Origin of the sequence: Bacillus sp. JJ1562, assembly GCF_036962705.1 — a bacterium.
In the GTDB taxonomy this organism is placed as follows: Bacteria; Bacillota; Bacilli; order Bacillales; family Bacillaceae_L; genus Ferdinandcohnia.
In genome coordinates this window covers 88,950-102,217 of record NZ_JBALOQ010000009.1, presented here as the reverse complement: position 1 = coordinate 102,217, position 13,268 = coordinate 88,950, and the positions used below count along the sequence as shown (strand labels likewise).

At 40.4% G+C, this 13,268-nt stretch carries 10 protein-coding genes; all 10 read right to left on the bottom strand.

The window, feature by feature from the left end; translation table 11 throughout:
* Position 1: 1 nt before the first annotated feature.
* Positions 2-775, bottom strand: coding sequence for a hypothetical protein (locus tag V7097_RS06540; RefSeq protein WP_335702806.1), 774 nt, complete (start codon positions 773-775; stop codon positions 2-4).
* 35 nt (positions 776-810) lie between these two features.
* Complete coding sequence (locus V7097_RS06535; RefSeq protein ID WP_335702805.1) at positions 811-1,158, bottom strand: hypothetical protein; 348 nt, start codon at positions 1,156-1,158, stop codon at positions 811-813.
* Positions 1,159-1,867: 709 nt separating this feature from the next.
* On the bottom strand, positions 1,868-2,848 hold the full coding sequence (locus tag V7097_RS06530) for a LacI family DNA-binding transcriptional regulator (protein WP_335702804.1): 981 nt from the start codon (positions 2,846-2,848) through the stop codon (positions 1,868-1,870).
* A 264-nt stretch (positions 2,849-3,112) separates the two neighbouring features.
* The gene (locus V7097_RS06525; RefSeq protein ID WP_335702803.1) at positions 3,113-4,147 is read right to left on the bottom strand and encodes an aldose epimerase family protein; all 1,035 of its coding nucleotides are present in this window, start codon (positions 4,145-4,147) and stop codon (positions 3,113-3,115) included.
* Positions 4,148-4,158: 11 nt separating this feature from the next.
* Positions 4,159-5,646 (bottom strand): UDP-glucose--hexose-1-phosphate uridylyltransferase, encoded by a 1,488-nt coding sequence (gene galT / locus V7097_RS06520; RefSeq protein ID WP_335702802.1) that lies wholly within the window; start codon positions 5,644-5,646, stop codon positions 4,159-4,161.
* A gap of 10 nt (positions 5,647-5,656) precedes the next feature.
* Positions 5,657-6,646 carry a UDP-glucose 4-epimerase GalE gene (galE, locus tag V7097_RS06515; protein ID WP_335702801.1) on the bottom strand — a complete coding sequence of 330 codons (990 nt, stop codon included), beginning with the start codon at positions 6,644-6,646 and terminating at the stop codon, positions 5,657-5,659.
* Between the two features lie 18 nt (positions 6,647-6,664).
* Positions 6,665-7,828 carry a galactokinase gene (locus V7097_RS06510; RefSeq protein ID WP_335702800.1) on the bottom strand — a complete coding sequence of 388 codons (1,164 nt, stop codon included), beginning with the start codon at positions 7,826-7,828 and terminating at the stop codon, positions 6,665-6,667.
* 490 nt (positions 7,829-8,318) lie between these two features.
* Positions 8,319-11,471 (bottom strand): glycoside hydrolase family 2 TIM barrel-domain containing protein, encoded by a 3,153-nt coding sequence (locus tag V7097_RS06505; protein ID WP_335702799.1) that lies wholly within the window; start codon positions 11,469-11,471, stop codon positions 8,319-8,321.
* A gap of 91 nt (positions 11,472-11,562) precedes the next feature.
* Positions 11,563-12,396, bottom strand: coding sequence for a carbohydrate ABC transporter permease (locus V7097_RS06500; RefSeq protein WP_335702798.1), 834 nt, complete (start codon positions 12,394-12,396; stop codon positions 11,563-11,565).
* The gene (locus tag V7097_RS06495; RefSeq protein WP_335702797.1) at positions 12,396-13,262 is read right to left on the bottom strand and encodes a carbohydrate ABC transporter permease; all 867 of its coding nucleotides are present in this window, start codon (positions 13,260-13,262) and stop codon (positions 12,396-12,398) included. Before V7097_RS06495 ends, V7097_RS06500 begins: the two co-directional genes overlap by 1 nt.
* Positions 13,263-13,268: the final 6 nt, after the last annotated feature.

The following is a 13,268-nucleotide window of genomic DNA, read 5'->3' as shown; positions in this document are numbered from 1 at the left end:
TTTAACGCTTAACCTTCCGACCACCCGTTTTCGGTGTTTGCTTTGGCATTTTTATACGAAAGGATTCAAAGCGAAACTTTCCGTAGGCTAGCAAGAAGAATTCCGGCCAAACCATTGCAACTGCATATTGAATCGTGATATTAAGCAATAGGATAAAAAATAGACCGGGCATATCACCGAATGGTGTACCCATGCTAGAAAAAGTTTGTGAGATAGCGCCTCCTAGCATTGTCGCGCCGAAAATAATTGGTAGACTTACATAACCCTTTGATTGCTTGAAATCATATAACCCTTTTCCATCCTCTCGTAGCTCCCCTTTTTTCACTCTTCCTATCGCTCGAATGACGGAAACTACCAGCAGCACAAATCCAAGAGCGATTGCAAGTAAACCTATTGTTGTCATATAAGCTGGGGCAAATCGGTCTTCTACCGCCGTAAAATAAAAAGGATAAAATTCCAATGAAAGCTTTAAACCAAAGAAGCATAATAAAAGGGTCTGAAATCGCTGAAATCGAAACGCGTTTTTCTTAATGGAATAAAAAATCGTAACAAGTAAATGAAATACTAAAAGAATGCTATTCGTTTTGATAATGGTAGACCAAATCGGATTGGTAATGTAGACACTATAGTCCACTGCATCACTAATGAAATAAGTCATAAATGCACTAATGACAAAGGTGACCCAAAGAAATGCTGTAATGGCATCTGGACTTAACCTGTCATAGGCAACATCCTCTATGAGATCAAAATCCTTATTATTATAGTTTCGTAACATATTGTCCCTACTATCCGTTTGAACCTATCATCCTATCAGTAAGAGCGATATGGTCCGTTTATTTCAGCTCCTTTTCGCGCTTCCTCTTCAGCCTTTCTTCTAGCTTCAGCTTCCGCACGTGCAGCAGCCTCTTCTTCGCGTTTAATTTGGTTTGCGACTGAAATGATGTCTGGTGCGACTGAATCAAGCTTTGAGGCAATCTGATTTAGTTCACGATTGATCTCGGCAATTGCTTGATTGATATACTGAACCTCTGTCGCTTGCCAAGCTGAGTTGATATTCCCTTGAAATCCATCTAGAGAGCTTTTAAGATTACGAAGTTGAGAGGCATAGTTGCGAAGTTGGTTTGCTTGTGAAATTGCTGCAGAAACATTAATTCCCATAAAAATCACCTGCTTATCGTAAATAAGTTTCATATAGTGCAAAACCCATATTCTTGGTAAAAATCGAAAAATTCGTTCACACATTTTCCAAATATATACTAAAAATTACCCGATATTTCGGATTAGGTCAATTTTTACAGAATATTCAAATAAAATCAAAGTCAATACGAAAGACCTGTTTCATCTACATTTTTCGACAAATTGTCGTTTCTGTCGAACCCACTTACTACCTAAGGTGTACTACCCTCCTAGTACCTTTGGTTATTACATAAAACTGAAGAACGTTGATAAACCTCGACATAATATCTCGAATTCAAGCCTCTCGAAGCCCTTTATTACAATTGATAGGAAAATAGTCCTTTTGTCATTAACTCTTGTAACATAAATGTAACTTGACAGACATCATGGTAGTTCTGATAGTTTGTAAGCACTTTCATTTCTGTGGGACGTAAAAAGGAGGCCACCTCTAAAAAAATAGTAATGGATTTGTAAAAGAGAGTCCATTTTTTGTCATTTGTGCGTTTTAAGGATAAAAATAGAAGCTGCCATTAATAGAAAAATGAGAGGATTGGACTAAGGTTTCTCGTATTTTCGCGGTTTTCAAGGGGATTTTAGTACTCTTTCTTTCCTATTAAAAAGGATGTGGTTTTTGGAGAGTAAGGATTGGATACCAAAACGAGATAGGACGAGAAAAGCCTAGTCAGGTGGACTAGGTTTCTCGTATCACTAATTTAGTAGTGATGAATATTTTTTTCGCGATTTGTCTCCCTGAGATGCGTTCAAGGATTGTGTCGACGGCGGTTTCACCCATAACTTCGGTATGGACCTTAACAGTTGACAGTGGTGGGAAGACGTATTTAGATACACTAATGTCATTTACGCCTATGAGGCACACACGGTTGGGTACATCGATTTTTTCTTCATTAAGCGCGCGCAATGCACCGATTGCGATCAGGTCATTGGCAGCGAAGAAAGCTGTTGGAAGCTCGTCGCCTTTTTCTTCGATTGCTTGCTTCATCAACTTGTAGCCATCTTCAACCGTAAAGCTTCCAATATATAAATTACTTTCATCTAATAGGTTTGCTTCGTGGAGATACGTTTTGAAAGTCTTTTCCCGAATTTCCTCAATTTCCGCAGAATGATCCTTATATTCCTCGCGACCACCTAAATAGCCAATTTTCGTATGTCCAATGTCAATAAAATGCTTAAGTACCGTACGCGTTGCTTTTTCAAAATCAATTACAACTGCATCATACACATCCTCGTCTGGGTTTGAATCGACAAACACGAGGTGCTCTACCATTTTTGATAGTTCTTCGACCTGAGTGGTGCTGAACTTGCCAACCGCGATAATCCCCTGAAGTTCCTCCTGCTTCATGCTCTCAATGCTATTGTAAAAATTGGCCATCTTGATGCCTTGTTGCTCACAGCGTTGCTCGATTCCAAGCCGGATTGACATGTAATAAAGGTCATTTAACTCTTCCTTTTCGGTGTACCAAAGGAGTATCCCAATCCGAGCGGAAGAAGACTTTTTGGAGGGACGTTTTTTATATGAAAGCGCTTCGGCAATCTCAAATATTTTCTTTTTTGTGTCGTCGCCGACGGATAAACTGGCGTCATAATTGAGAACCCGTGATACGGTCGCAATTGAGACTCCCGCTTTTTCCGCTATATCTTTAATCGTCGCCATGGTTCACCTTCTTTCTTGGGAATAGTTGTTTTTTCATTGTATTATGATAGGGAATTGCTTATTAGTAATCGATTTTGCTTCTTCTACATGACATATGCGTAGTTTTCATCAGATTTGCGTCTGCTCCACGATATTTGCGTTCATGCCACCGGATTTGCGTCTGTTCCACGATATTTGCGTGTAAAATGCAAAATTTGCGTGCACCATATTTTTTTAGCATTGAAGAACCAGGAGAACCGTCCCCTTGGTCCCTACCCGTGGTCCCTATTTTGTCAAAAACATATACTTCGTTTCCCAGTTATATTCTTCGCCCTTTTTTACAACTGTGGACGGGAAGTTGGGGTGATGAATCGCGTCGGGTGGCGCTTGTGTTTCTAGGCAAATGCCTAAGTATGGTCGTGCTTCGCCACCGCGCATTTGGAACCCTTTCATCGTGTTACTCGTATAAACGACAACTGCTGGCTGGTTAGTCTCTACCACCAAATTGCGACCGGAGGCTTCATCGTACAGCTGGACTACTTTTTCGGCTAGTAAAAATGGATGGTCGTAACCTTGACCGACTAGCGCAATTTGCTCATCATTTGAATTTGGACCGTCTGCGATTTTACGACCACTTCGAAAATCAAAAACTGTTCCAGTAACGTCTAGGAGCTTGCCCGTTGGAAGGTACTTTTCATCCAGTTCAAGAAACTTCCTGCTTTTTATCGTAAGCTCATGGTCGAGCACGTCATTTTTCACATCACCCGATAGATTAAAATACGCATGGTTTGTGATATTTAAAATAGTGTCCTCATCAGGAGTTCCTTTGCTAGAAATCACAAATTCATTTTCGTTGTTAAGTGTGTAAGTCACAGTCATTTCAACGGTTCCTGGGTAGCCAGCCTCCCCCTCCTTACTCACATACTTAAACTCAACACCGACTCTATTTTCTTCATTTATAATAGTAGAATCCCAAACTACCTTGCTGAATCCTTTTAAACCACCATGGATATGGTTATTGTTTTCATTTAGATCAAGAGAATACGTTTTACCGTTTAGCTCGAATTGTCCGCCTCTAATACGACCTGCCGTTCGACCAACGATAGCACCTTGGTAGCTCGTGTCTGCAAGATAGCCTTCGAGATCGTCAAATCCTAGTACAACATTTTCCAAGACACCATTTCGGTCGGGCGCAACAATTTCCGTAATAATGCAGCCGTAATCAATGCAGGTCACGCTTAGACCATGGTCATTTACCAATGTAAAAGCGTTAACTCCTTGGTTATCGAACATCCCGTACAGATGTGTTTTGACTTCCATTTTATAAACTCCTATCTGGTAAACTGGTCTATAAATCTCTTAAACGCTACTTGGCCCGCTTCATCTTGTTTAAACACACCAGCATCCTCAAGGACGCGAATGAATTTTTTACCGACTTCATGCCTTACAAGCTCGTGAACGTTTTCTTTTGTTGGATTGTATGCTTTTAGCTCTTGCACCCAATCTTGGTGAATAGGGTTGACAGAGCTTGCTTCACTAGTTAAGTAGTTTTCAACCTCTTGCAGTTCGGTTTTGAGTCGCGCCGGGAGTACTGCCAATCCCATAACTTCGATAAGACCGATGTTTTCCTTTTTAATATGATGAACATCTGCATGTGGGTGGAAAATACCGAGTGGATGCTCGTCATTTGTGCGGTTGTTGCGAAGCACAAGGTCAAGCTCGTATTTTCCGTCCCGCTTCCGAGCAATTGGTGTAATCGTGTTATGTGATGTATCCCCAGTGAACGCGATGATGTCAACTTCTGGGTCGTTATAGCGGCGCCATGCTTGTAAAATGTGGTCACCCGCTTCAACTAGAGCTCTCTGATCGCTACTTCTTAGGCGAAGGACAGACATTGGCCATTTTACAGTTGAAAATTCAATGTTGCTGTAGGGGTCCCAAGTGAATTTTATATTATCTTCGGCTTTCGCCATCGCAAATTCATAGTTTCCACCTTGATAGTGATCATGGGTTAAAATTGAGCCACCGACAATTGGGATGTCCGCGTTTGAGCCAATGAAATAGTGCGGGAATTTTTCAACAAAACCCAATAATCGTGCAAACGTCGATTTGCTGATTTTCATATCGCGATGGTCTTCGCAAAGCAAGATACAATGCTCGTTGTAGTACACATAGGGTGAGTACTGCAAATACCAGTTTTTACCTTCAAGTGGAACCGGAATGATGCGATGGTTGGAGCGAGCCGGATGTCCGATGCGGCCCGCATAGCCCTCATTTTCCACACAAAGTAAGCATTTCGGATATTTCTCACCACTAGTTTTCGCCTCTTTTTCAAGCGCGATTTGCTTTGGATCCTTTTCCGGCTTTGATAGATTGATCGTGATATCAAGCTCGCCGTATTTTGTTTCCACCTTATATTCTATGTTTTTATCGATTCGCTTCATTTGAATGTAGTTGCTGTTTTTACTTAACTCATAAAAATAGTTTGTCGCAGCAGCTGGGTCATTTTGATGAAGCTTGTAAAAATGACGTGTCACCGCGGACGGAAGTGGAATCATCGTATTCATGATTTTACTTGCAAGAATCTCTTTTGCGTCAAAATAGTCCTCGATGACCTTGTGTTTGCACGCATACTCCACTAAGTCCTCAACTAGTGTTGGGATATCTTTTTCAGATGAGACACGTTCAGTTGGTGCGAAGTCCTCAAGATTGATTAAAGATAGGACCTGGTTGCGAACGTAAATTTTGTCTTCTTTTTCAACGAGCCCGACCTTTGTCGCTTGTTCCGTTAGCTGTTGTACGGTCACATAAATATTCATGCTATTCCCCTCAGCTTTCATATCCATTTGGGTGGTTTACATGCCAGTTCCACGCATCCTTAATGATTTCGTTGATGGACGTACGCTTTGGCTCCCAGCCTAATACTTCCTTTGCTTTTCCAGATGATGCAATAAGAATGCTCGGGTCCCCTGCACGGCGATCTCCTAACTTCACAGGAATGTCGCGCTGTGTAACCTCTTTTGCCGCTTCAACCATTTCTTTTACAGAGAATCCACTGTTGCTTCCAAGGTTGAAATAGTTGCTCTCGCCACCGTTTTGGAGGTATTTCAATGCTAAAATGTGCGCATTAATTAAGTCCTCGACATGGATGTAGTCGCGGATGCATGTGCCATCAGGCGTATCATAGTCCTCACCGAAGATCGTGATAAATTCTCTAGTTCCTAACGCCGCTTGTAAAATAACCGGGATTAGATGCGTTTCCGGATCATGGTCCTCGCCGATTTCACCAGTTGCTCGTGCACCTGCCACGTTGAAATAGCGTAGTGACACGAACTTGATGTCATGTGCAAGCTCGGACCATTTCATCATTTTTTCCATCGCAAGCTTCGTCTCACCGTACGTATTCGTTGGGATAGTTGGCATATCCTCCGTGATTGGCACCTGCTTTGGTTCGCCATAGGTTGCTGCAGTTGATGAAAACACGATGTATTTCACGTTATTGTTTTTCATTGTTTCAAGCACAATTTGAGTTCCGTATACATTGTTGTCGTAGTATTTTAACGGATCGATCATTGATTCACCGACTAGTGAATTTGCTGCAAAATGGATCACCGCGTCAATACTTTCTTTTTCGAAAACAGATTGTAAAAATTCACGGTCACGAATGTCGCCTTCGTAAAACTTCGCCTTCGGGTGAACTGCCTCCTTGTGACCAGTTTGAAGATTATCAACAACGACAACATCCTCGTTCGCGTCAATTAATTGATAAACTGCATGTGAACCGATATAACCTGCTCCACCTAAAACTAAAATACTCATAATTAATTCGCTCCCCCTTTATAGTTCTTTTGCGCCATCTCCAATGCTCACTTCATAGAAGGAAGCCGGGTAGCCAATGGTTTCTTCGTAATTTTTTTCGATGTTTTCGATGATTTGTTGCGCTTTGTCTTTTTCAACAAGGGCAATCGCACAGCCACCGAAACCAGCACCTGTCATTCGCGCACCAAGGACTCCTTCTTGAGCCCATGCAGCTTCCACTAGAGTATCTAACTCTTTTCCAGTTACTTCATAATCATCACGCAATGATGCGTGTGATGCGTTGAGTAAGCGGCCGAACTCTGTTAAGTCGCCTGCCTTAAGGGCGTTAAGCGCATCTAAAGTTCTCTCATTTTCATAAACCGCATGTTTAGCACGTTTCTGTAATGTTTCATTTTCGATTAGATGCTTGTGCTGTTCAAATTGTTCACTGGTGATGTTGCCAAGTGCATTAATGTCGAGTTCTTTATGCAGTTGGGCAAGTGCCTGTTCACACTCACTGCGTCGCTCATTGTATTTTGAATCTGCAAGCTCACGGCGCTTGTTCGTGTTCATGATTAAAATAAGATGTTTATCGAGTTCCAGAGGTGCGTATTCATACTTTAATGTTTCACAATCTAGTAAAATCCCCGTATTCTTTTTACCCATTCCGATTGCAAATTGGTCCATGATACCGCTGTTAACACCAATGAACTTATTTTCCACAAGTTGGCCGATTTTTACAAGCTCAACACGGTCGATTTCAAGATCGAACAGTTTTTCAAACAACAAACCTGATACAAGCTCGATTGATGCTGATGAAGATAGACCCGCACCATTCGGAATGTTCCCGTAAAAAAGAATGTCTACACCTGTTGGGATGTCATAGCCTTTTTCTTTCAGGTAACGAAGCATGCCCTTCGGATAATTCGCCCAGTCATGAGCATTGTTGTAGTCAAGATTTTCAAGGTTAAACTTTATTACCCCAAGCTCTTCAAAGTTCATTGAGTACATTCTGATCTTATTGTCTTGGCGCTTTCTTGCTAACGCATATGTTCCTTTTGTAATGGATGCTGGGAAAACATGGCCACCATTGTAGTCGGTGTGCTCACCAATGAGGTTAATGCGCCCAGGCGCGAAGAAGCTTCTGTAATCGGTTTCGTTAAATACCACAGTAAATTTATCTGAGAGTTGGTTGAGATCCACGGTGTTTTGCCTCCAATACTTTTGTTTCTATTTTCATTGTAAAGAGCAAGGTAAAAAAGGTCAATAATTTTACTTAATTTTTACTAAAAATTAAAAATACGTTTTATCACATTAACATTGGATGTATGGTGAGTTATTCGGACTCATTTTTAATTTACAGAGTTGCCCGTTGGTGCTTCTACTGTCAAAATCACAGTTTCATTCTGACAGCCTTGAAGGTTTTCTTGCTTCTCCTGTCAGAATCACGGATTCATTTGGACAGCTTTACCGGATTTCCTTATTCTTTTGTCAAAATCACTGCCTCTTTCTGACTGCCTTGGCAGTTTTCTTGATTCTTCTGTCAGAATCACGGATTCATTTGGACAGCTTTACCTGTTTTCTTACTTCTACTGTCAGAATCGCGGATTCTTTCAAAAGGACACAAGGACAGGTACATTAAAAATACCTGCCATCACAGGATAAACCCCCTCGATGACAGGTATCAAAATGGTTACAGCATTTTACTTAATTCAACCGGTGAATGCTCTCTCTTCGAATAAGCACGAAAGTTCACAGTAAATGAGAAATCATCATTTTTTAACTGGTATTGCTCCAGAACTCCAGGTCCACAGCTTGCTGATCCTAAGCCCTGCTGCTTGTAATAAACGTTAAATGTGATAAAGTCATCCTTTACTAAATCATAGGTATGGTTCGCTTTTTCAAGATTTTCAGTTGAATAATAGCTTGCACTAAAATCAAAGTTTGGTTGTCCAACGACTAGTAAGCCTACTCCTGAAAGGTCTGTTAACGAAGCCCATCTTACTTCATGTCGATTTCCGTTTTCCTGAGGTACAACATATGGTGTGTGTAGCTCATCTACCGTCTTTGACCAAACACCAAACTTATTCGCTAACTTACTATCAACGTAAGACTCTCCTGGGCCTCTGCCATACCAATCAACTTGATTCAACTGAGGATTCAATTTCATTTGTAGGCCAATTTTCGGTAATGTAGTCGATGATTCGCCTTGTTTTTTTCCATCAACATCTATCTCCATTGAGCCATTTTTCGAAATGGTATACGTCATTTTTAGATTAAAGCCCCATGCATGTACTGGAGGTGCAAATTGAGATTTTACGTATACTTTTACTTGATCGTTAGTTGGCGATACATCATACTCAACAGCTTTTATGCGATTTTGCATGTGATGCAAACCGAATTGTCTCCACTCTGGTTCTTCTTTTTTTACACTAAATTCTTCTAAGCCCAATTTATCATTATCGGTTGGTGCTCTCCATATGTTTATCTTTAGCCCTTGCTCTACCAATTCGACTCCTTGGTGCTTCCATGATTCGAGCAACCCGTAAATTTTATCGAAGCGATACTCGAAGGACTCTCCACTCACCACAAGCTTATGGTCAGTTTCCTTTACGAGCAACGAAGGATACGTTCCACTATTATTCACTTCCAAACTTCCATTAACCGGCAACTCAAATTGAGCCCAAGCAACTTCGTGACCAGCTCTTGCCCATTTTGTATCCGTCGCCTGATTGAATTGGAGGTTTAGCCAGTAATCGGTATTTGCTTTTAGTAGGTTCGGTAAAGTAAATGGAATGGATATTTCCCCAGACTCACCTGGATAAATCGTTGGCATTTCTACCATTCCACCATTTATCACTTTTCCATCTGAAACTAGAGACCAAGAAAGTGTTAGGTGATCTAATGTACTAAAATTGTACAGATTATGAATTCGAACCGTACCTTTGTTCAAATCAAGCGCTTCAACCCTAACAGGTTCAATCACCTTTTTATATTCTAATAGTGCAGGAGATGGTGTACGATCTGGCATGACGAGTCCATCAATAACGAAGTTACCATCATGAGGCGTTTCTCCAAAATCCCCACCGTAGGCAAAATATTCCTCACCATCTTCTGTATATTGGCGAATACCATGGTCTAACCATTCCCAGACGAAGCCTCCTTGAAGGCGTTCATACTTATAGAACAAATCAAAATACTCTTTTATCCCACCAGGTCCATTTCCCATTGCATGTGCAAATTCACATAAAATATGAGGTTGAGCCAAATCCGTTCGGCTACCTAATTGCTCCATAAGACCATGAGGACTATACATTGTTGAGAACATGTCAGCCGCTTCATGCAAACGGGTAGGATTATTATTTTCCTGAGTCATAATAAAACGGGTTTCCCCTTCATAATGAACTAATCTTGTCGGATCCTTTTGCTTTGCCCACTCAGCCATCGCAACATGGTTCTCTCCAAATCCAGATTCATTTCCTAATGACCAGATGATAATCGAAGGATGGTTTTTATCGCGTTCTACCATTCTCTTCATTCGATCAACAAATGCATCCTTCCACTCAGGATCTTGCGTTAATTGGTGCGGCTTCCCGATTCTATCAAATCCGTGAGATTCCAGATCTGCCTCATCGATTACATATAATCCATATTCATCACATAAATCGTAAAATTTTGGGTCGTTTGGATAGTGCGCGGAACGTACTGCATTGATATTATGCTGCTTCATAAGTTCAATATCTTTTATCATCCAATCTAGCGGAACAGCACGCCCTAAGTCTGGATGATGGTCATGACGGTTAACTCCTTTAAAGAGAATCGGTACTCCGTTCACCTGAATTAAACCATCCTTTAGTTCAACTTGTCTAAATCCAACCTTACACGGGATTACCTCAATGGTATTACCCTCATCATCTTTTAGCGTCATTACCAAGTTATACAAATACGGAGTTTCCGCTGTCCATTTAGAAGGATTGGTCACCGGTATACTCGTATCCAGTTTTGTTTCATTTGCCTCGGCCAATACAAATTTCACTTCTCGTTTCGCTTCTTCAATCTCTCTATAGTTTGTATCAAAAAGCTGAATATCTAACTGGTATTCTTTTGAACTATCAATAGATGAATGGATTACATATTCTAGCTGCAAATCTGCATCTTTATACGCTTTATCTAATGTCGTTTTTACAAAAAAGTCGTGTGTATATACTTTCGGTTTTGCGAGTAAATACACATCTCTAAAAATACCACTTAACCACCACATATCCTGGTCTTCAATATAACTTCCATCAGACCATTGATAGACTCTTACAGCAATTGTGTTATGCCCTTCCTGAACAAAGTCCGTTACATCGAATTCGGAAGCTACACGACTTCCTTGACTATACCCAACAAACTGGCCATTGATCCACACATGAAACGCACTATCTACTCCCTCAAAGCGTAGGAATACGTGTCCTTTGAGCATGTCATCGGTTACATAAAAATTACGTCGATAGGAACCGGTTGGATTTTCAGTTGGAACATAGGGAGGGTTGACCGGAAATGGATATTGAACATTTGTATAATGCGGTCTTCCATACCCGTGCAACTGCCAGCTTGAAGGAACCTGTAAATCATCCCAATTACTAGTATCATAGTTACTCTCAAAAAAAGAGTCCGGGGCATGTTCCGGAGTTTCCGCATAATGAAACTTCCACATACCATTTAATAATAAAAATTCATGCGCACGACCTCGAACAAAGCTAAGCGCTTCCTCTACATTCCGATAAGACATAAAATAAGAACGATCTTTCATTCGATTCTTTTGAAGTACATTTAAATTCTCGTAATCTTTAAGCTGCTTCATTTTGACCTCCAAAAGTTGGGACAAGAGGGACAGGTCCCTCGTCCCAGTTATTTATTTAAATAGGACAGTGAACCTGTCCCCGTGTCCCACATTATTTAATTGCACTTCCCAGCATGCCTTGGATGAAGTGTTTTTGTAATGCTAGGAAGAAGATGATTATTGGGATTGTTGCGATCAATATCCCGACGTTGATTTGACCATAGTCGATGATGGAAACCCCTTTTAGACTTGATAATGCAACTGGGAATGTATACATATCCGATGACGTCGTTACGACTAATGGCCACAGAAAGTTATTCCATTGTGATAAGAATAGGAAAATAGAAGTAGCCGCAAGTGCCGGCTTCATCGATGGGATTACAATCCGGAAGAAAATCTTCATCTCTCCTGCTCCATCTATACGAGCTGCTTCAATCAATTCTGTTGGAAATGCCATAAAGTTTTGTCTCATTAAAAAGATTGCAAAAGGTGTACAAACTGTTGGCAAAATAAGGGCAAGATACGTATTTAACAATCCGTAATCAGCCATCATCCTAAACTGAGGAATTAGAAGCGCCTGATACGGAATCATCATTGATAATAGAAACATTGTAAAAATCAATTTATTCCCTTTAAAATTAAATTTCGCCAAGGCATATGCAGCCATTGTTGAAACCATAAGTGCCAAAATCACATAAACACCTGAAACAAATAAGGAATTAAATAAGACTCGCCAAATATTGATGCTTTCATTTAAGTTCGTAAAGTTCGTTAAAAATTGATCTCCAAAGGACAAGATTGGAGGATTTGCGTACATACTACTCGTATGATTCGTTGCGCCAACTAACATCCAATAAAATGGGAAAATTGAAATCACGATACCGATTAGCAACAGAAGATAAATACCTGCCTTTCTCGAGAATCTTGATGCTTTATTTTCATGCATTATTTACCATCTCCCGTTACTTTTGATTGAATAAGTGATAGGATCGCAACGATAACTACAACAACATAGGCAATAGCAGATGCATAGCTAAAGTCATAGTATTCGAATCCATTTTCATAAATCATTAATCCTAGTGTTGTTGTTGAATCACCAGGTCCACCTTTTGTTAAGTTGAACGGTTCATCAAACAACTGTAATGTCGAAATAGTTGAGATAATCGAAGTGAATAAAATGATTGGCTTCAATTGTGGAATCGTGATTGAGAAGAATTGTCGTACCTTCCCTGCACCATCCATGGAAGCTGCTTCATACGTTTCCTCCGAAATATTCTGCATCGCAGCAAGATAAATTACCATGTTATAGCCTGTCCATCTCCATGTCATCGCAATAATGATTGAAACCTTCGCCCAAAATGGGTTATTCAACCAAGGTATCGCATCAATTCCGATTAGCATCAAAAATTGATTCAGGATCCCTTTGTCCATCATAATGATTGAGAACAAAATAGAGTAAGCAACTAATGAAGTTACAGCTGGTAGAAAGAACCCGGTACGGAATAAACCTTTAAATTTTAATAGTTTACTATTTAAGAGTGCCGCTAAAATAAGCGCTAAGAGAATCATAATTGGTACTTGAACAATGAATATAATAAATGTATTGTAGAGGGCTTGATAAAATGTTGAGTCATTAAGCAGTCGTACATAGTTATCAAGTCCAGTAAATACGTATCTTCCACCTTCAGACGTTTGAAAGCTTAATATTAAGGAAGAGATGATTGGGTACACCGTGAAGATAAGAAACAAAATGAGCGCTGGGGCTAAAAATAAATACGGTGTCAATTTTGATTTGCTGATTCGATTCGTCATGTTGTC

Excerpts from the sequence above, each read along its gene's own strand:
- V7097_RS06505 (WP_335702799.1), bottom strand. The coding sequence starts at position 11,471 with ATGAAGCAGCTTAAAGATTACGAGAATTTAAATGTACTTCAAAAGAAT.
- V7097_RS06535 (WP_335702805.1), bottom strand. The coding sequence starts at position 1,158 with ATGGGAATTAATGTTTCTGCAGCAATTTCACAAGCAAACCAACTTCGC.
- V7097_RS06530 (WP_335702804.1), bottom strand. The coding sequence starts at position 2,848 with ATGGCGACGATTAAAGATATAGCGGAAAAAGCGGGAGTCTCAATTGCG.
- galT (WP_335702802.1), bottom strand. The coding sequence starts at position 5,646 with ATGAATATTTATGTGACCGTACAACAGCTAACGGAACAAGCGACAAAG.
- galE (WP_335702801.1), bottom strand. The coding sequence starts at position 6,646 with ATGAGTATTTTAGTTTTAGGTGGAGCAGGTTATATCGGTTCACATGCA.
- V7097_RS06540 (WP_335702806.1), bottom strand. The coding sequence starts at position 775 with ATGTTACGAAACTATAATAATAAGGATTTTGATCTCATAGAGGATGTT.
- V7097_RS06500 (WP_335702798.1), bottom strand. The coding sequence starts at position 12,396 with ATGCATGAAAATAAAGCATCAAGATTCTCGAGAAAGGCAGGTATTTAT.
- V7097_RS06495 (WP_335702797.1), bottom strand. The coding sequence starts at position 13,262 with ATGACGAATCGAATCAGCAAATCAAAATTGACACCGTATTTATTTTTA.
- V7097_RS06525 (WP_335702803.1), bottom strand. The coding sequence starts at position 4,147 with ATGGAAGTCAAAACACATCTGTACGGGATGTTCGATAACCAAGGAGTT.